This is a genomic window from Oceanirhabdus seepicola, assembly GCF_023684385.1.
In the GTDB taxonomy this organism is placed as follows: Bacteria; Bacillota; Clostridia; order Clostridiales; family Clostridiaceae; genus Oceanirhabdus; species Oceanirhabdus seepicola.
The window spans coordinates 239,026-258,773 of record NZ_JAGSOJ010000003.1 but is presented as its reverse complement, the minus strand read 5'-3'; the positions used below and the strand labels follow the sequence as shown (position 1 = coordinate 258,773).

Annotated in this window: 20 protein-coding genes; 3 read left to right on the top strand and 17 right to left on the bottom strand. The window is 28.8% G+C overall.

The features are described 5' to 3' along the window. Positions 1-22 precede the first annotated feature (22 nt). A complete protein-coding gene (locus tag KDK92_RS15015) occupies positions 23-502 on the bottom strand; it encodes a hypothetical protein (protein WP_250860149.1) in 480 nt (159 codons plus the stop codon). A gap of 183 nt (positions 503-685) precedes the next feature. On the opposite strand from KDK92_RS15015, the gene pgmB reads away from it, so the two are divergent. Further along, complete coding sequence (pgmB, locus tag KDK92_RS15010) at positions 686-1,330, top strand: beta-phosphoglucomutase (RefSeq protein ID WP_250860148.1); 645 nt, start codon at positions 686-688, stop codon at positions 1,328-1,330. Positions 1,331-1,361: 31 nt separating this feature from the next. Here pgmB and dapF read toward each other — a convergent pair whose 3' ends face one another. The 4 genes from dapF to ptsP all read right to left on the bottom strand — a co-directional run bounded on the left by dapF (position 1,362) and on the right by ptsP (position 8,120). Next, complete coding sequence (dapF, locus tag KDK92_RS15005) at positions 1,362-2,318, bottom strand: diaminopimelate epimerase (RefSeq protein WP_250860147.1); 957 nt, start codon at positions 2,316-2,318, stop codon at positions 1,362-1,364. A 278-nt stretch (positions 2,319-2,596) separates the two neighbouring features. After that, the gene (locus KDK92_RS15000) at positions 2,597-3,865 is read right to left on the bottom strand and encodes a S1C family serine protease (RefSeq protein ID WP_250860146.1); all 1,269 of its coding nucleotides are present in this window, start codon (positions 3,863-3,865) and stop codon (positions 2,597-2,599) included. Between the two features lie 328 nt (positions 3,866-4,193). After that, complete coding sequence (locus tag KDK92_RS14995; protein ID WP_250860145.1) at positions 4,194-6,143, bottom strand: sensor histidine kinase; 1,950 nt, start codon at positions 6,141-6,143, stop codon at positions 4,194-4,196. A 270-nt stretch (positions 6,144-6,413) separates the two neighbouring features. Then, complete coding sequence (gene ptsP / locus KDK92_RS14990) at positions 6,414-8,120, bottom strand: phosphoenolpyruvate--protein phosphotransferase (RefSeq protein WP_250860544.1); 1,707 nt, start codon at positions 8,118-8,120, stop codon at positions 6,414-6,416. Between the two features lie 251 nt (positions 8,121-8,371). Between ptsP and KDK92_RS14985 the strand changes: the two genes are divergently transcribed. After that, entirely contained in the window at positions 8,372-8,653 is a 282-nt protein-coding gene (locus KDK92_RS14985; protein WP_250860144.1) for a hypothetical protein, read from the top strand. 227 nt (positions 8,654-8,880) lie between these two features. Here the strand turns inward: KDK92_RS14985 and KDK92_RS14980 are convergent, their stop codons facing one another. From KDK92_RS14980 to KDK92_RS14970, 3 genes are all read right to left on the bottom strand, one after another. Continuing rightward, a complete protein-coding gene (locus KDK92_RS14980; protein WP_250860143.1) occupies positions 8,881-9,228 on the bottom strand; it encodes a 2TM domain-containing protein in 348 nt (115 codons plus the stop codon). A gap of 17 nt (positions 9,229-9,245) precedes the next feature. Further along, positions 9,246-10,631, bottom strand: a complete 1,386-nt coding sequence (locus KDK92_RS14975; protein ID WP_250860142.1) for a hypothetical protein — start codon at positions 10,629-10,631, stop codon at positions 9,246-9,248. A gap of 124 nt (positions 10,632-10,755) precedes the next feature. Continuing rightward, on the bottom strand, positions 10,756-11,397 hold the full coding sequence (locus KDK92_RS14970) for a lactate utilization protein (protein ID WP_250860141.1): 642 nt from the start codon (positions 11,395-11,397) through the stop codon (positions 10,756-10,758). 153 nt (positions 11,398-11,550) lie between these two features. Between KDK92_RS14970 and KDK92_RS14965 the strand changes: the two genes are divergently transcribed. Continuing rightward, complete coding sequence (locus KDK92_RS14965; RefSeq protein ID WP_250860140.1) at positions 11,551-11,895, top strand: phenylpyruvate tautomerase MIF-related protein; 345 nt, start codon at positions 11,551-11,553, stop codon at positions 11,893-11,895. Between the two features lie 103 nt (positions 11,896-11,998). On the opposite strand, the gene KDK92_RS14960 is transcribed toward KDK92_RS14965, so the two are convergent. The 9 genes from KDK92_RS14960 to KDK92_RS14920 all read right to left on the bottom strand — a co-directional run bounded on the left by KDK92_RS14960 (position 11,999) and on the right by KDK92_RS14920 (position 19,743). Further along, positions 11,999-12,259: an HPr family phosphocarrier protein gene (locus KDK92_RS14960; protein WP_250860139.1), complete on the bottom strand. Its 261-nt coding sequence runs from the start codon at positions 12,257-12,259 to the stop codon at positions 11,999-12,001. Beyond that, positions 12,260-12,832: a PTS sugar transporter subunit IIA gene (locus KDK92_RS14955; RefSeq protein ID WP_250860138.1), complete on the bottom strand. Its 573-nt coding sequence runs from the start codon at positions 12,830-12,832 to the stop codon at positions 12,260-12,262. Continuing rightward, positions 12,833-13,675, bottom strand: a complete 843-nt coding sequence (locus tag KDK92_RS14950) for a BglG family transcription antiterminator (protein WP_250860137.1) — start codon at positions 13,673-13,675, stop codon at positions 12,833-12,835. 136 nt (positions 13,676-13,811) lie between these two features. Next, positions 13,812-14,393 (bottom strand): PTS sugar transporter subunit IIA, encoded by a 582-nt coding sequence (locus KDK92_RS14945; RefSeq protein WP_338115273.1) that lies wholly within the window; start codon positions 14,391-14,393, stop codon positions 13,812-13,814. Between the two features lie 200 nt (positions 14,394-14,593). Beyond that, positions 14,594-15,769, bottom strand: coding sequence for a C40 family peptidase (locus KDK92_RS14940; RefSeq protein ID WP_250860136.1), 1,176 nt, complete (start codon positions 15,767-15,769; stop codon positions 14,594-14,596). A 220-nt stretch (positions 15,770-15,989) separates the two neighbouring features. Next, complete coding sequence (gene ptsG, locus KDK92_RS14935) at positions 15,990-17,507, bottom strand: glucose-specific PTS transporter subunit IIBC (RefSeq protein WP_338115272.1); 1,518 nt, start codon at positions 17,505-17,507, stop codon at positions 15,990-15,992. A 242-nt stretch (positions 17,508-17,749) separates the two neighbouring features. Further along, on the bottom strand, positions 17,750-18,037 hold the full coding sequence (locus KDK92_RS14930; protein ID WP_250860135.1) for a hypothetical protein: 288 nt from the start codon (positions 18,035-18,037) through the stop codon (positions 17,750-17,752). A 207-nt stretch (positions 18,038-18,244) separates the two neighbouring features. Further along, complete coding sequence (locus KDK92_RS14925; RefSeq protein ID WP_250860134.1) at positions 18,245-18,523, bottom strand: peptidoglycan-binding domain-containing protein; 279 nt, start codon at positions 18,521-18,523, stop codon at positions 18,245-18,247. Between the two features lie 632 nt (positions 18,524-19,155). Then, positions 19,156-19,743 (bottom strand): metallophosphoesterase family protein, encoded by a 588-nt coding sequence (locus tag KDK92_RS14920; RefSeq protein ID WP_250860133.1) that lies wholly within the window; start codon positions 19,741-19,743, stop codon positions 19,156-19,158. Positions 19,744-19,748 lie beyond the last annotated feature (5 nt).

Genomic DNA, 19,748 nt, shown 5'->3' with positions numbered 1-19,748 from the left:
AACTCCCCCATTAAAATTTAATTCATCTTAAAACTCTCATATAAACAATAAATTTTCTAGCAAAAGTTTTGGGTTTCTCTTTTAAAATTCTTCTCCAAATAAATTTTGGAAAAAGTAGATACTCAACTATATATAACCCCCTCACAAGCCCCATTGCTTTATGAATATCACCTTTAAGTATAAAAGCTCTTTCTGCATACGCTTCATGAATACTTTTTTTCCCCATAAAAACCTTAAAAGCGTAATTAATATTTTTGAATATGATTTCAATGTCACACTCTTTATTATCATTCTTAATAATTTCCATTCTACGAGTATTTTTATCCTTTATCATAATATGAAGAAAAATATTCAAATTAGCTATTCTGATTTTAAAGGATTCACCATCACAAAAATCAATAAGATTGTGAAATGTTTCATCATCCTTTTTATATAAATATACCAATGCCTTCCCCATTATTTTCAAAACTAATGATATAATCATTTTCTTAAACTTACTCATTCGCACCTCCAAAATATACCATATGCAGTATGTATTTAATAATATTTTACCATCATTACCCATTTAATTCAATTTTTTCTTATTCTGATTGTACAATCACTATTTTTTTAAAATTTCATTTGATTTTTTGTGATTAATATTATAAAATAATTATGCAAACGGTTTCACATAGGAGGAGTTAATATGAATATTGATGCTTGTATTTTTGATTTAGATGGAGTAATTTGTGATACTGCAAAATATCACTATTTAGCATGGAAACGTTTATCTAATGAATTAGGATTTGACTTCAGTATTGAGGATAATGAAAGACTTAAAGGTGTTAGTAGAATGGATTCATTAAACATATTACTTGAAATTGGAGAAAAATCTCTAGATGAAGAAACTAAGCTTGAGTTAGCAGCGAAAAAAAACTCTTGGTATGTTGAATATATCTCAGTAATGAAACAAGATGAAATTTTACCAGGCGTTAAAGATTTCATACTTAATTTAAAAGAAAATAATATAAAAATTGCCCTAGGTTCTGCAAGTAAGAATTCCATGAGAATTCTTAAGGCACTTGATATTGTTGATTTATTTGACTGTATTGTTGATGGAAACAGAATAACTAAAGCTAAACCAAGTCCTGAAGTATTTTTAAAGGGTGCAGAAGAGCTTGAAGTATCTCCTGAGAAATGTGTTGTATTTGAAGATGCTGCTGCAGGAGTCGAGGGTGCTAAAAATGCTAATATGTTCGCAATCGGCGTTGGAGATGCATCTATTCTAAAAAAAGCTGATAAAATAATATCTGGTTTTGAAAATTTAACTTTAGAAATATTGAAATTCTAAAAAAACTCACTCAAGCAAAGCTTGAGTGAGTTTAAATCTTTAATTTCTTATCTTTAATTTCTAATAATTTAAAATAGGCTTCCTTTTCATCAAGATATTCACTCTCTTTTTTAATTGATAATGAATCAATTTCATATATTATCTTACCACTCTCAATATAAGATGCATTTCCTTCAAAAGTAGCACTATATAAATCATCTTCTTCTCTCTTTACAGTTATAAGAACCATTCCACCGTCATTATAAACCTTTATTCTTTTATCAAAAAGGTGCGGATTGTTTAAACAATAATTCAAAACTGCTGACATCATACCTGTACCACATGACTTAGTAAATCCAACGCCTCTTTCATAAGTTCTAACAAATACCTCATTCTCATTTATAATCTTTAAGAAACTCAAATTTATACCTTTTGGAAATAACTCCTTATGTTTCTTAATTAATTCCCCTTGTTCTTCCATAACATCCCATTCAATTGAATCTGTTATTGTTACAAGATGAGGATTAGAAACACTAACTGCTGTATATAACAATTCTTTACTAAGCACGAATAGCTTTTCATTAAATACTTTATTATCAAATCCTTCTATCGGTATGGATTTTACATCAGTTGAAATATTTCCTATTTCCACTTCCACATTAGGTAAATTGGGAATATCACTCTTTTTAATATTAATATAATACTGTTCTTTTAACGTATCAAAACTAAATTCATTTAAATGAAAAACTTCGCCAGAATATCGCCCTGCGCATCTTAATCCATTGCCACACATTTCTGCTTCAGAACCATCTGAATTAAATATTCTCATCTTAGCTATTCCACGATCGCCTTTTCCGATAAAAAGTACTCCATCAGCATTCTTATCACTATTACATACCATTATAGAAAAATCACTTTTTTCTTTTTCTTCAATTAAGACTTTATTTACCTCATCTATTAGATAGAATATATTTCCAGTTCCATGGCACTTAATGTAATTAATAACCATATAATTCACCTCACATTTAAATTACTTATATTCTACCATACTAATATACCAAAATTCCATTGTATGATATTCAAATAATTAAAAGAATATATTAATATATTTTTAACTGAATTATCTGAATTTGCCTTTATACTTTCCCCTTTTATTTTTTAGAAATCAACTTGTACAATTTTACACAAGCATATAAACCTTTATATAATCAATATTACATGTGATAATTTCTTAAAGAATAAAAGGAGAAAACTCAGATTTAAAGCTTTCTCCTAAAAAATAATCTTTTAATTTAGTTCACCTAATTTCAATTTCAGTGAAACTCGCTCTCCATCTCTATCAACAATTACTTCAACTACGTCCCCTACTTTATGTTTGGCTTTTACTGAATCAATATCCTCGATAGACTTTATCTGAGTTCCATCCATTTCAATTATTATATCACCAATCTTCATTCCTGATTTCTCAGCAGGCCCAAATTGATTTAATTCATTTACAAATATACCTTCTGGTATATTATATTCTTTTGCCAATTCAGGTGTTACTATTCTACCACCAATTCCAATTTTTAATGCTGGCATCACTAATTCATTTAAAAGAGGTTTTATTTGGTTGATTGGTATTGCAAATCCTAACCCCTCAACTCCATCACCTACACGTTTTTCTGTATTTATTCCTATTACTTGGCCTTTACTATTTACAAGCGGTCCTCCTGAGTTTCCAGGACTTATTGCAGCATCTGTTTGAATAAATTTAATATCTCTATCTCCTATAGATCTATTTATAGCACTAACTATCCCTGAAGTTACAGTTCCAAGTAGTTCTTTACCAACAGGATTCCCTATAGCTACTACTTGCTCTCCCTGTTTAAGAACCTCTGAGTCACCAAAGTTAGCCACCCCTGGTATCTTTACATCTTCAGTTATCTTTAATACAGCAATATCATACTCCTCATCAAAATTTACTACCTTTGCATTAACTTCTTCACCAGTATTGAAAATCACTGTTAATTTACCCTTATTTGAAACAATATTATCAACAACATGGTAGTTTGTTAAAATATACCCCTCTTCATTGAATATCACTCCAGAACCAAGCCCTTCTCTCACTGGAGAAGCATACATTCCAAAACTTTGTCTTGATGATTCTTTTGTAGAAACAGCAACTACAGCAGGACTTACAGTTTCTACAATTTGGGGTATTGAAATCTCTTTACTAGACAACTCACTTATATTACCAACTTTTACATTCTTATCCGAATATGTTTTATTCACTTTTTCTTCTACAGCATAATCTTTAGTATTTGAATCTGATAGTACCGAATATGTTGCATAGGCACCCACGCCTCCTCCAATACTAGCTATACACATACCACTCAACATATATGCTAATACCTTTTTTCCTAAAAAACCTTTCTTCTTTCTACCTGTTTTTTTAATCTCATACTCTTCTACTTCTACAAACTGCCCATGTTCGTTATCTGCAAATTCATGTCTTTCACCTTTTATATTATTTTTCATCTCATTATTTTCTATGTTTTCGTTAAACTCGCCCATTATTTTTTCCTCCTAACTTTAATTATTTATTATAAACATAATAACTCTTTTAAGTTACAGTTCTGTGACAAAAAAAAAGCGATATAAATCGCTTTCAGGCTGTTTAAAAAGTCCAATCTCGGCGTCACTAAGGCTCTCTGCGCTGCTCGAGTACATAATTCGTACACTCTGCTGCTCGCTCGCCTAGTTCCTTAATCTTGAACTTTTTAAACAGCCTGACATTCTAAAGACAGAAAACAGAGTGAAAACAATATATTGTAACTTTGTCAACAAACTCAATGCGAAATAACTCACTTTTATCTATTAATTCCAAGTCAGATTACTATACTTATGTATCAATATCCGAGAATTCAATATTTATTATGTTCTCAATGTCATCAGGTACAGAGTAATAAATAGGCTCTAGATTTTCATAAACAGTATCAGGTATTCTTATTAAAAATTCTGTTCCTTCATCTAACTTACTCTTAACTTCAATATTTCCATTATGCTTTTCCACAATGCTTTTCACTAAGTATAATCCAATACCACTTCCATATGCATTACAATTCTGATTTCCTTCTACCATGTCAAATCTTTCAAATACACTATCTAGCTTTTCTTCTGCCATTCCTATACCTGAATCTTTCACAGAAATAACTAAATACCGGTCATCTTCATAAATATAAACTTCAATATTTCCATTCTCTTGTGTGAATTTAATGGCATTTGACAATAAGTTCATTATTACTCTCTCAATTTTCAATCCATCACAAGCTATTATTTTCTCTTCAACTTCTGTATCAAATATAATATTTATCCCTTTATTTTCTGCTAACTTAGCTACAGATAATGTAGTATTCTCTATCAAACTAATTATCTCATAATTTTTAAATTCCATACTCATAAATCCTGAGTCAATTTTAGTCATATCAATAAGATTATTAGATATTCTTAGTAATCTAAAGCAATTATCTCTTATCGTTCCATTATATTTATTAATCTTTTCAAAACTATCATCGTTATTTTCACCCAAAACTCCCGCTAGTTGTGTAACACTTAAGATAACATTAATAGGTGTTCTTATATCATGAGTAATGTTAGCAAAGAAATCTGATTTTATCCTGTTATTTTCTTTTACCTCTGTCAACATTTCATTACTCTCCTCAACGGATTTTTCCGCTAATCTTCTCTTTGAAATATTGAATGATAAATACTTGATGAGTGCTATAAATGTTATTAATATTAATAAAAACCAAACAAATAACCAATGTTTTTTTATTTTTACTGATCTTTCTGGTTGATTAGGAACTCTTGATCCTTTTGGAAGAATATCCATTGAGATATTAAACTTTTCAAGTAAGAAGTAGTCAAATTGATATACTGTATTTCTAAAAATTACTGACTCAATCTCATTGATATCTTTCCCTGCGAAAATGTCTTTAATAATTTTCACAGCCTCAATTCCTTCAAAATAACTTCTATGTAACTTTCCCCCAATGAGTCCTTGTCCAGTGTACCCACCCCAAATGGAATATAAGGGTATTTCAAGTGAATCACTTAGTTCTTCTGAAAATTGGCTATATGATTTTCTACTATCATAATTTATTGTATTTATAGGAGATAATAAAATAGCCTTACTGCCATGTATTTTTTTCACCTCATCTATAATATAATTGGTATCATCAGATTTTATTTTAATATATTCACTTTTCTTTAGACCTGCCTCTTTAATTGCAGAATCAATATCCCATTCATATAATGGATTAACATCTTCTATGAAAATTAGTTTCTCTAAGCTAGGATGTAATGAGTATATTAATTCAATATTACCTAATATATCCAATTTATATTTTGTTGCAACAACATTCTTCTTACTCTTTATTTCATTAAGATCGATACTATTAATCCCTGTTACAATATGCGGTATTTCTCCAAATATCCCTTGTCCATTTTTCATAATAAATCTATATGCTGGTTCTCCAATAGTAACAATTATATCGATTTCGGATCTTTTATATTTATAATTGAAAAATTCACTTATAGAGTCAAGATATTCTTCTTCTAAATAATCTTGATAATTAAGACTCTCACCTCTAACTATAACATTATTATCTTTATTAAAAGTCATCTTTATAGCATTAAAAATATCTTTACTCCATTTTTCATCATTATTATATGAATTTATAATAAGAATATTTTTTTTCTCATTTTCTTCTCCTTTAACAATATTTACATTATTAAAAAAAATTATAATAATTACAATAAAAATTTTAAGTTTCTTTGTCCTTATTCCCATATTATACAGCCCTTCTTTATGTAAGCATATTTCTATTTATAATTGTAACAAATTTTTAATGTTATTTTAATAACTTTCTTTAAATTTGTAATACTTTATTTTAATTTGTAATAATTTTTATACATAATACTTATAACTACCATATTAAAGAAAAAAATTTCAAAAAAAATTTAATAAAAATGAAAAGTCTAGCGAATATATATTTCTATATTATTCACTAGACTTAATTCCTTAGAAAATTTATCATTAAAATTCAACTAAATTTCTAATCTACTTTAAAATATTATTAATTTCTTCTTCAATTTCAGCAGCTGATCCTATAGTAAGAATTTTATCACTAAATTCTTTCATTTTTTCAAAACTTAAACTATTGATTTGCTTTCTAGCTTTAAGAATAGATATTGCACTCATACTAAATTCATCCAATCCAAACCCAAGTAATATTGGAATCATTTTATCATCTCCAGCCGCTTCGCCACACATGCCTACCCATTTTCCTTCTTTGTGAGCATTATCAATTACTAACTTAATCAAACGAAGTACCGCTGGGTTAAACATATTGTATAAATTATGAATTTTTTCATTCATTCTGTCTACAGCAGTAGTGTACTGAATCAAATCATTTGTTCCAATACTAAAGAAGTCTACGTGTTTAGCTAAAATATCAGATATCAGCGCAGCTGAAGGAACTTCAATCATCATACCTATTTCAATGTTATTATCTGTTTCAATTCCTTCGTTAATCAATTCTTGTCTGCATTCCTCAAGAATCTCTTTAGACCTTAAGAGTTCTTCCAATGAAGATATCATTGGGAACATAATTCTTAATTTACCGTAAATACTAGCTCTTAATAGCGCTCTTAATTGACTCTTAAAAATATCCACTCTATCTAAACATAATCTTATAGCTCTATATCCAAGAAAAGGATTCATTTCTTTTGGAAGTTTTAGGTAATCTAATTCTTTATCTCCGCCAATATCAAGAGTTCTTATGACAACAGGTCTTCCATTCATTCCTTCAAGAACACTTTTATAAGCTATAAATTGTTCTTCTTCATTCGGGAAATTACTTCTATCCATATACAAAAATTCAGTTCTGTATAAGCCTACACCTTCACCGTCATTTTTCAAAACTCCCTCAACATCGTTTGGAGTACCAATATTACCTGCTAATTCAACATGTCGGTTATCTATAGTCTTTGTAGGAACTCCTACCATTTTCTTAAGTTCTTCCTTCTCTTGTTCGAACTGTTCTTTCATATTCTTAAACATTTCATATGTTTCATTATCTGGATTTATTACAACTTCTCCAGTATCTCCATTAAAGACAATCAAGTCACCATCTTTTACTGTGTCAGTAATATTTTTCAAACCAACAACTGCAGGTATTTCAAGAGTTCTCGCCATAATAGCACTATGAGATGTTCTGCCACCAATATTGGTTAGAAATCCTGTAACACTTTTTTTATCCATAACAGCTGTTTGTGATGGTGTAAGATCATCAGATACTATAATATATTCTCCATCTAAAAAGGATAAGTCTACTGATTTAATTCCTAAAATATGCTTCAACATTCTACCTGTAACATCTCTTATATCAGCAGCTCTTTCCTTCATATATTCATTATCCATACTTTCAAAGATAGTTATAAAATTATTTGCCACTTCATTTAAGGCATAATCTGCATTTACCTTTTCATTTTCGATTTTATTAATAGTAGTACTCAAAAGTTCCGGATCCTCTAAAACCATTAAATGAGATTCAAAGATTTGAGATTCTTCTTCACCTATTTCATTTGCAACTTTTTCTTTAATCTTGTTTAATTCCAATTTTGATTTATTAACTGATTCATTCAATTTTTCTATTTCTTCTTTCACAGTAATATTATTGCTCTTAAAGATTTCAACTTGTTCTTCTTTTAATAATAAAGCTTTACCTATAGCGACACCAGGTGAAGCATTTGTTCCCTTAATCATTTTCATTGTCCTTTCTGAATAACTTTATTATTATACGCAATAAATACTCACACATTACTATTTTAAAGCATAATAGCTTTTTTTTCAAATCTTAATTTATAAAAAATATATTTTTTATCGTGAAATATATTTCACCTTTTTTATTAATATACTTTATAAAGAGTGTTTATTTCCCTTCTCGCTTCACCACTGTAACTCACGGTATTATTATTAATATATTTTTACACTTATTTTATGAAAGGAGAGATTATATGGACAAAAGCCTTAACTTTTCAAAGTACTTCAAAACTATTTTAGTAAAAAAATTAGGTGTATTATTAATACTCGCTGGAGTTGTGTTATTCTTCCTAGGTCATAAGTATTTATCAGTTGCTTCTATTATTATAGGAATTATTTTAATACAGTTTATGAAGTGTCCATACTGTCATACAAGGCTATCCGGCGGAGCCTTGGGGAATCCTAGATATTGTAAAAATTGCTGCCACGAGTTACCTAAGAGAAAGAGTTCTATAAATAAAAATGAAAAAGTTTAAAAAAGGCGCTTCGCGCTTCGCTAGGGAACCCTATGGTTCCCCTCGACGCAACTATCGTTGCTGAGCCCCCACCTTAAACCGGCAGGGGAATATTTCCCCTACAACCCCTTCATTTTTTACTCTATAAAGACTTCTTTTACTCGAATATTTATTTAATCAATAACTTATCCACAGTTTTTAAATTTTACAATTTCCTATAGAGTAAAAAATTAAGAGATAGCCATTTGCTATCTCTTTTCTTTCTCTTTTATCTTAGTAGAAAATTCATAATTTTGGTACTGGATATCTGATTTTCCTTTGATTTTTTTTAAATGCTCAATTTCTTTATCAAGTTCTCTTTGATATCCATGACCATACTTAAGCTTTTTCAATGTACTCATATAATGAAATGCTAATCCTAGTCCCCATCCTAATGCAGGCCACTTCACCCATAGATATCCTGATGAAGTCCACATATTAATAATAAATAGAAAACCTATAACTAAAATATAAGTATTTCTATGACTTTTAAAACTCTTCTTTATTAATAATCTCGTTTTTGCCTCTCTCCTAAACAACTCTTCTTCGTTATGCATTCTCCAACCCCCAGAAATTATATATGTTTTTTAGTCAACTTTAACTTTATTTTACACTTTTTATTTATTGTATCATAATATTTAAATTTTGTTGATATGTTTTCAATATTTTCAAATTTTTTATTATCTATTTCATGAGTTAAAGTTCCACCTTTTCGTCTTAGGATTATGTCAACATTAGAAATTTGTTGCCCCTGACTATAAGGAATTGAAAGGAAAAGTTTATTTGTTGGTGTTGTGAACCCTTTTTTATTATCATCTCCAAATAAGTTAATTTTTACTTTCTGCCCCTTATTTACATTATTTTTTATCCAAATATAATCACTTACAACCTTTTTATCACCTACATATATATCTAAATATATACTATCTTTACTTCCACCATTATATATAATATCTTCAAATTCTATTATGTAATTATAATTATCATTCTTGATATAATTATGATTAGAATTCTTAAACAAATCTTTAAAACCATTATTGAAAAAGACTACTGGGTCCTCCCAAGCGTATGTAGAATAATATTTTTTACTTTCATTTGCTCCCCATAAAAAACATGCTTTATTTTTCCCATGTGTATCACCATTTAAAACACCAAAGCTAACAAACAACTCTTTATTTCCTTTAATAAAATCTTTTTGATTTTTAATATATAAATCATTTAAACTTAAAATTTCATATTCGTATGAACTTTTAAAATTCCCTATTTGATTATGTTTTCCACTTAGTATCATTGAATGAAAAAAAGAATTACTTTCTTTATTTGAAAACTGATTAATTGGCACAAAAATTACTCCATCTTTTTTTATTCCTCTTGCACTTTCACCATTATAATTATATATAGCATGCCCACCTGAATCTACCCATATTTTAGGCTTATGCTTATAATAAGACAATTGCTCTTTCTTATAATAATTCCACCACCCATGGGATTGGGTAATCATTGCATTAAAAACTCCATTATTAGAGTTGTTCTTTTTAATATTCATTATTACACTTTCAACATCATTTTCGTGTTTATCTATGCTCCCTGCCTGGTTAGCTTCATCTCTTGGATGAAATAATGAATAAATAATATAATAATCTTTTTCAGTCTCCACTACAGAATAATATACATATGCTTTGTAATCAAATCCTTTATTATTATGATTTTTTATCTCTAAATTTTCCCAATTATTGCATCCCTTCCAGTCATTATCAAACTCTAATCTCATAGGAATATCTTCTAAACCTTTTTCCCCATAAAATATACCTACATCATGATATATTATTGGAGCCCAATAATGTGCTAAAGAATAATAAAAATCCCCATGAACTTCATTATCATCACCAGCTACTCTAGTATTAAATATCAAAATAATCACTACAAAAAATACTAAACCCTTTTTTAATAGTTTAATCATATTTCCACCTCTCAATCTTATTATATTATCTCACTAATTAATAAGATTAATACAAAAGGAGCTCTCTTTGGAGAACCCCTAATTCAAAGTTATATTATATTCATAAGTAGCAGCAGATAAAAAATTAATACCCTAGATTTTCTTCTAAAATAAAAATATTTACTCTATCTTTTTCAAGCTGTCTTTTTGTTAGAACATAACTACAGCATATCCTCTCACTGCTAGAACATTCTTGACAAATACCACTAATTGCACATGGTGTTTTCCTATTTAGTCTTTTAGCATTAGCTGGTGCCGCAATCTCTTTATTCCTTTGTATGGCTTCATTTACATCCCTTACAATTTTATTAGCACCTACTATTACAATAACTTTTTTAGGTCCATAAGTGATCGCAGCCACCCTATTCCCCCTACCATCTACATTAAAAAGATATCCATCTTCAGTGATAGCATTACTACTGGTAAAATACATATCAGAATTAAATGCTCCAATATATATTTCCCTTACTTCATCAGATGTTAATCCTTCTTTATATCTATCTAAGAAATTAATATTTGATTCTCTTAATAACTCAATCAATCCACATTCAAAGAGTGTCATTGAACCTCCAACGGTTACCTTCATGTCAGCTCTTAACATACTCTTGATTCTATCTAATAATTCCTCTTGTGTATTAAAAACCTCGGCATTCATATTATTCTTTTTAAGTTTTTCTACAGTTCTTTCAATTTTCTTCTTTCTAACGTACTTCACATTTGTATCCATTATCATCCCTCCTAATTTAATTATATCACGTTGTTTAAATATTTTGAATTCTCACATCCATTTGACATGTTCCATTTTTTAATTTACCTTGATTTTTTTGTCATTATTTTAAAATATGATATAATAAACTAAATATAAATTTTGGAGGTATACATGCCATTTATAAATTCTAAACTATCAATTTCTCTTACTAAGGAAAAAGAAACCTTAATAAAACAAAAACTAGGTGAATTAATAAGTCTTATACCTGGTAAAAGCGAACAGTGGCTTATGGTTGGTTTTGAAGATAACTATAATCTGTTTTTTGGCGGCGAGAACTCTCATAATATAGCCTTTGTAGATGTAAAACTATCTGGAAGCGCCCCTAGAAATAACAAAGATAAGATGGCAGAATCAATTTGCGAATTATATGAAAGTGAATTATCGATTCCTAAATCTAATATATTTATTACTTTCCAAGAGGTTTCTGATTGGGGTTGGAATGGTAGACTCTTATAAAAACAAAAAGCACACTACCCATGTGCTTAAAATAAGTGGAAAGTTGACGTTATCCACTGTCAACTTTCCACTCTGAAATATACTTTTCTATTTATTTCCCTGTTTATTCACCAAACTTGTTATCAAACAATTCGCTTATTGCAGTAATTGCTTCTTCTGCATCTGAACCTTCAGCGATAATTTTAACTTCGTCATCTTTTTTTAATCCTAAGCACATAACATTCATTATAGATTTAGCATTAGCTTTTGTACCTTTTGCTTCTACAAATATGTCACATCCAAATTTACTTGCTTCTTTTACTAATGCACCTGCCGGTCTTGCATGTACACCAGATTCATTTAAAACTTTAACTAATTTTTCCATTTATAATTCCTCCATCTCATAATATATTCTCATTAAGCTCTCACCTAAGGTAATATTTTCTTTTTTAGTTTTCATTATCCTCATATTATCAATAATACTATTAATCAAAATATAAGTTATTGGTTGAATATTATTCTTTTCTAATACTTCTGGATTAAATCCAATAATATACTGTCCGGCTTTAACCCTATCTCCTTCTTTGCAAAAACACTCAAATCCTTGCCCTTCCAAATTCATAGTATTAATTCCAACATGAACAATGATATCAATATTTTCATCACATCTTATAACCAGTGAATTGTTATAAGCAAAAACAGTGGAAATTACCCCGTCAACTGGTGAATATATTTTATCACCACTTGAAAGAATCCCTATACCATCTCCCAAGAGTTTTGAAGATATAACCTCATCTGGTATTTCTGTTATATCAAGTACCTTTCCATAGGTAAAAGATTTTATTTCAATTGTTCTTTCTACTTCTTCATCATCATTATTTGAAATTTTAAAATCTTCTTTTTTCTTAGAATAGAAAACATAAAGAATTATAAATATTACTATTCCCGCCCAGAACATTTATGTAACCTTTTTCCTGGTAATTATTTTATAAATATGCATAGTAATAAATCCTACTTCATCTAAAGGAACTTTCTTCTTTAAATATTGCTCCATTATTTTAGATATTTCAAATGCAACTTTAAACTCTAGCGGATACTCTATTTTAATTTTATTAAGCAATGAGTTTTTCAATGTTTCATCGTATAAAACCCTATCCTTAACACCTCTAAGATGCATAATAAATCTTCTATAATCAAAAGAATCCTTTTTTAGTTCGATATTTATTCTTTTGTTTAAAAAATCAATAATTTCGCTCATCATTTTTGAATAATGAAGAGCTTCTTGTTTACTCTTCTCAGTACGCCCACAATAAATATAAAATGTTAAAAATCCTATTTCATCCTTTGGAATATTAATATCCAATTTCTCATTTAAAAAATTAACCATTTTTTCTGCAGCAGAATATTCTTCTGGATATAACGCTTTAGTTTCAAACATAAAAGGATTAATAATTTCAATACCTTCTCTTATCCTCTTAATAGCAAAGTTAATATGATCAATTAAGCCCACGTTGATATTTGAACTCAAATTCTCTCCTATTTCTTCTTCTACAATATTTATTAGAGTCGGTATTATTTCAATAATATTTGGATTAATCTTCATAAAGAATCTATCATAATCATTATTATCAAGACCTTTTATTGAAATGAACTTTTGCTCAATATTTTTCTCATCTTCTAGGTAATTACCTTTCTTTTTACCAAACCCAATACCTTTTCCTACAAGAACATAATCACTTTTTTCACCAGATACTAAAACAACATTATTACTTAAGATTTTAATAATTTTATATCTTAACAAAACGTCCTCCACTATTTATATTTTTCATTTAAAAATATTATACATTCGTAAATCATTAATATATTACTTATTCGTGTGTGTGAGTATTTAAGCATATATATTTTTGATTTTAACTTGACGTAATTTTAATGTGTTTCTACTTAATAATAGCTATATCCTTTTCCTTTAAACTAACTTTTCTATTTGGAGTAATTTCAACACTCTCTCCATCTTTTAAATTTGTAAAAATAATAGGCGAAATAATAGATGGAACTTTATCTTTAATGCTTTCTAGATCAACAGTAACTAATTTATCTCCAGCATTAACCTTATCTCCTTGCTTTACATGAGCTGTGAACCCTTCGCCATTTAATGAAACTGTATCAATTCCAAAATGAATTAAAACTTCTCTTCCATTATCTGAAACTAAACCAATAGCGTGTTTTGTATGAAAAAGTGTGGCTATAGTTCCTGTTATTGGTGACACAATTTCCCCATTTGCTGGTTCAATTGCAAATCCATCACCCATCATTTTTTGTGAGAATACAACATCAGGTACTGAGCTTAATTCTAACAATCTCCCTTCCAATGGTGAAATAAATTCTTCAGTACTAGTTTTAGTTTCTTTTGAACTTATATTCATATCATCAGATGTTTTTTTACTTGATGAATTATCAACTGTTTTCCCTTGCTTTTTCCCAAACATTTTACTTAGTATACTAAAAACATTTTTGCTCATAGTGCACACTCCCTTGAATCCCTTATACGTTAAATATAATAAAAAATAAAAAAGGCACGAGTAAAGAAAGTTCTAATGATATACATCATACTTTTCTTTGCTCATGCCTGATCTAATCAGTAACACGCATTATATTTTTCGACAAGTTTCTTATAAAGACATTTTAACAAATCCCAAATAATATTTCAAGTTTTTTTTAATTAATCTGGTAGGAATCTTCTTCCTTCTAAATAATCACGTCTTGTCATAGGAGAAACTTTTATCACATCACCTGTTCTTGGTGCATGGAGATAACTATTGTTCCCAATATATATTCCCACGTGATGCGGATTGCTTTTTGTTCCAAAGAATACAAGATCTCCACGTTTAAGATCTGCTCTAGCAACATATCTTCCATTCGGATGGTCAATTTGATCATACGTAGTTCTTCCCGTAGTAATACCAAATTGTTTATATACATATTGTGTTAAACCAGAACAATCAAAACTCGAACCATACGTTCCATCATAAGGTCTAGTTCCACTCCAATAATAAGGGTCTCCTAAGAACTTCGATGCTAAAGCTATAATATTTTCTCCACTAACATCCCCTACATCTATTGGTTTCTTGTTAGCATTCTCTTTCATTATTGCTAATTGTCTTTGAGCGGCTCTAATTTCTCTTTCAGCATTTGTCTCTTGGATATTATATGCCCTTAATGTTTCCTGATATTGTGATTTCTTGTCTTTAGCTTTATTAACCAAATCTGCTTGTACATCTCTTGAAGCTTGAATTTCATCTCGCTTCTTAATATTTTCTGCTACCAGAGCTTCAATATTTTTCTTTGATGCCTCTGATTTCTTTTTGTTACTTTCAATTTTCTCCATTCCTTCAGTTATCTCATTAAATAACTTCTTATTATGATCGCTCAACTTTCTTGTAAATGAGACATTACTCATAAAAGCATCCCAGCTTTTGGAAGAAAATATAATTTCTAATTGACTACTTATCCCTTTTGTATATAAAAACTTTGTCTGTTCGGAGTATATTTTCTTTTTCTCTTCTAATTTTTTCTCTTCTTCAATTAATTCTTGATTAAGCTCATTAATTTCTATTTCAAGTTTATTTATATTTGCTTCATTATTCTCTATCTCATTATTTATTTTTTCTAGTTCAAAATCAAGTTTCTCAATTTCTATACTTAAATCCTCCAATTGACCTTCAATATCATTCATCAAATTATCAATTTCACTTTTATTTCCTTCATTATTTTCTAAATTTCTGCGTAGTCTATCAATTTTATTTTTTAAATCAGTTTCTTTATCTGCAAAAACATTTAAAGTATTAAAGCAAATAAAAATCAACAATAAATAAAGTATTATTTTCTTTCCTCTCACAAAATCCCTCCTCATCAGCTTGTACATTTTAATTATACCATGTATTCATCATAAAGTTTATATTTCCCAGAAGATTCTCCAAAATTTTATTTTTTGCTACATATAAGAATCAAATAACCGTATAAATCTCAATAGAATAAAAATAGCCTATCGACAACTAAATTTCTCGATAGACTATTTAATAAATTTTATTCCATTATAAAATAAAATTAGTACTCATTTATCTTTTCATAATATTCTTTATTTGACTTTTTAATGTATCAGATTTAGGACCAAATATAGCTTGTAAATTATCCCCTATTTCTACTACACCAGCTGCTCCAAGCTTTTTCAATTGAGCTTTATCAACTTTAGATATATCATTTACAGTAACTCTTAATCTAGTTATACAAGCTTCTAGTTTAGAAATATTATCTTTCCCACCGAAAGCCTCTAACACTTTAGCAGCCAACTCTTCACCTTGAACTACTTCTGTACTCATTTCAACTTCATCATCTTCTTCTTCACGTCCTGGAGTCATTAGATTCCATTTTCTGATTGCGAATCTGAATACGAAATAATATATCACCGCAAACCCTAATCCTACTGGTATAACCAACCACCAAGCTGTTCTATTTGGTATAACCCCATATAGTAAGTAATCAATTACCCCTCCTGAGAAAGTCATACCAATTTTAACATTCAATACTTCCATTAACATGAATGAGAAACCAGCTATTACACAGTGTATTCCATATAATATTGGAGCAACAAACAAGAATGTAAATTCTATTGGCTCCGTTATGCCAGTTAAGAATGAAGTTAATGCTGCTGAAGCTAAAATTCCTGCAGCAATTTTCTTTTTATTAGTCTTTGCTTCTTGATACATTGCAAGGGCTGCTGCTGGTAATCCAAACATCATAAATGGATACTTACCTGTCATAAAAGTACCAGCAGTAAAATTAACACCTGCTTCATATTGAGCCATGAAAATATTAAAATCTCCATTAAATACTTGTCCTGCGACATTAGTCCACTCACCAAACTGGAACCAGAATGGATTATAGAATATATGATGTAATCCGAATGGTATTAATGCTCTTTCAATTACACCAAAAACGAATGCTGCTACTGTTCTGTTAGCGTCTATCATATTTTGTGAAAACGCAGTTAGTCCACCTTGTATGTAAGGCCAAATAAATGTCATAATTATTCCTGTTAAAATTGCAACTAACGCAGTCATTATTGGAACAAATCTCTTTCCTTGGAAGAATCCTAAATATGGTGGTAATTCTAAAGTATGATATTTTTTATATACACTTGCTGCTATAACACCTATAATTATTCCACCAAAAACCCCTGTTTGAAGGGTGTTAATACCTAATACCGATGCATAAGCAGGATTAGTTTTAACCATTTGATCAGTTACTCCTGCTAATATACCTATAGTTTTATTCATAATTAAGAAACCAACTATTGCAGCAATACCTGCTACGCCTTCCCCACCTGCAAGACCAACAGCCACACCAACTGCAAATAGTAATGGTAAATTTGCAAAAACAATTCCCCCACATTCCTTCATAACTAATGCAATTTGTTGGAACCAAGCTACTTCAAACATTGGAGCAGAAGCTAGAAACTGTGGATTTTGAAACATAGAACCTAGTGCAAGTAATATACCTGCTGCAGGTAATAATGCAACCGGCAGCATTAAAGCTTTTCCAACTTGTTGTAAAACACCAAAAACCTTTTTACCCATTATAATTCTCCTTTTCATTATAAAATTATAAATTATTAACCGTTGCAACAGTTAGATAAAATTAGAAAAAATAAAACAGGCATGAGGAAGAAAATATGGAGATATAGTAATATCTACATAATTCCTTCGCTCATGCCTGATCGTATCAGTAACACGCATTATTTCGACAAATTTCATCTTTTCTACATTCTAACAGAACCTTTGTAATTTTTCAACTACTTTTCGACAATCATCGCATTAATTTATCCAATATCAAAATTTAAAACATTATCACTACTGTCTTGCTCTAAAATAAATACTCTATCATCTTTTTCAATCTTAAGAAGAGTATTATTTATATGCTTTACAAAATATTCATCTATCTTCTCTTCATTGTTATCATCATTTTTAGATATATATCTTAGCAGATACGTTATTGGTAGTCCGTTGATTAATCTTGAATTATCACCAATAACTTCTAATAAACTGATAGGTGCTTCAAAATTAGAGATAATCTCTTCAACAAGTTGTTTATATGTAATTTTCTTCATTGCATATCACTCCTTAATTCTATTCTTTCATATAGTTTTGTCATATATAATTATAAACTGAACCTACTATATAATACACTTAACACAGTAATAATAAACCAATACATGAATTTTTTCAAGGAAATCAACTTATATATATATCATTGATTTTAAAAAAGAAAAGGAAATTTAAATATTTTGCAAATTTAATCCCCCCTTCTTTTTTTGTTAATTAAATAACGTTTTCCATGTAATTTTGCCAACTATTCCATCAACTTTAATACAGTTATTATATTGAAATTTTTTAATAGCCTCCTGTGTTTCTACACCATATATTGAATCTATTTTACACTTATAACCTTTTTTATTTAGTGATTTTTGAACCTCTTCCACATCACTACCTTTCATTAACTTTCCCCCTTTTTTATAGCTTAGTTCTCTATAAAATTTTCTCCCTCTAAACAACAGTTCCATAGCCTCAACCCTTAACTTTGACTTTATTTTCATCTAATACTCCTTAGCCAACTAATTATTTATATTATAGAATATGTTTATATTGTTTTTTTGTTATAAATAAGACATTATTATAACATATTTAATGGTAGGTATGTTATAATATAATAGTGATTATGAGTATTAAATATATTCGGTGGTGATAAAAAACATGGAAAAAATTGTTTGTAGAATTTGTAACAAAGAAATTAAGACTAAGAACAATTTAGTACTCGCTTTACTTTTTTTTACTCCATCTTTTTTTCATAAGGATTGTTATGTAAATTACCAGAAGTGAAAAAAAAGCAAAGGTTTAGGCGAACCTCTTAATTCAATGTTTCACTATATGAAATGTTTATTTTTAATTTTTATTTCTTTGTTATTAATAATTTTTTATTTACACAAAGGTAATATTGATAACTGTTATGTGTTAATATTTTTTATATGTTTCATCTGTATATTTAGATTATTCATCTATTTCTTTTATATAAAAAAAATCAATAAGCTAGAGGATATCCACAAAGATAAAAAATATTTTTAATGTTTTTTGTATATACTAAAATTATAGTTATAACTTTAACTATAACTCTCCTCCTATAATTATATAAATACAAGGCTAAATGTTGAGCAGACATTTAGCCTTGTATTTATATATCAATTATAAAATAATTGTATGCATTAACGATAGTTGTTTCCCCATATGAAATAATCCTCTTATTATTTCCATAATTAAGGTGTTGATGTCCATTAAAAAAGAACTTCGGATTATATTTTTCTATTAATTCATTGAATGCCACGAATCCTTGATGGCACAAATCCTCTCCATCTCCAAGCCATCGCCCTGGAGAATGAGTAACCAATACATCAAAACCTTTATTTTTCCATAATTTAAATTTTAATTTCTTAATTCTTTTAATCATGCCTTTTTGAGTATATTGAAAAGGTCCATCATTATATTTGTGAGATCCTCCCACTCCTAAAAATCTAATCCCTTTATAAGTAACAATTGAACTATCAATATTTATACATCCCCCTGGAGGATTTTTCAAATAATTCTTATCATGATTTCCAGGAACATAAAACAAAGGGGCTCTTATCATTGTAGTCAGAAACTCTAAATAGGACTCTTTTAAATCTCCACATGAAATAATTAATTCAATATCTTTAAATCGTTCTTTATCAAAGTAATCCCAAATATATTTACTTTCAGTATCTGAAACCAAGAGTACTTTCACACGTC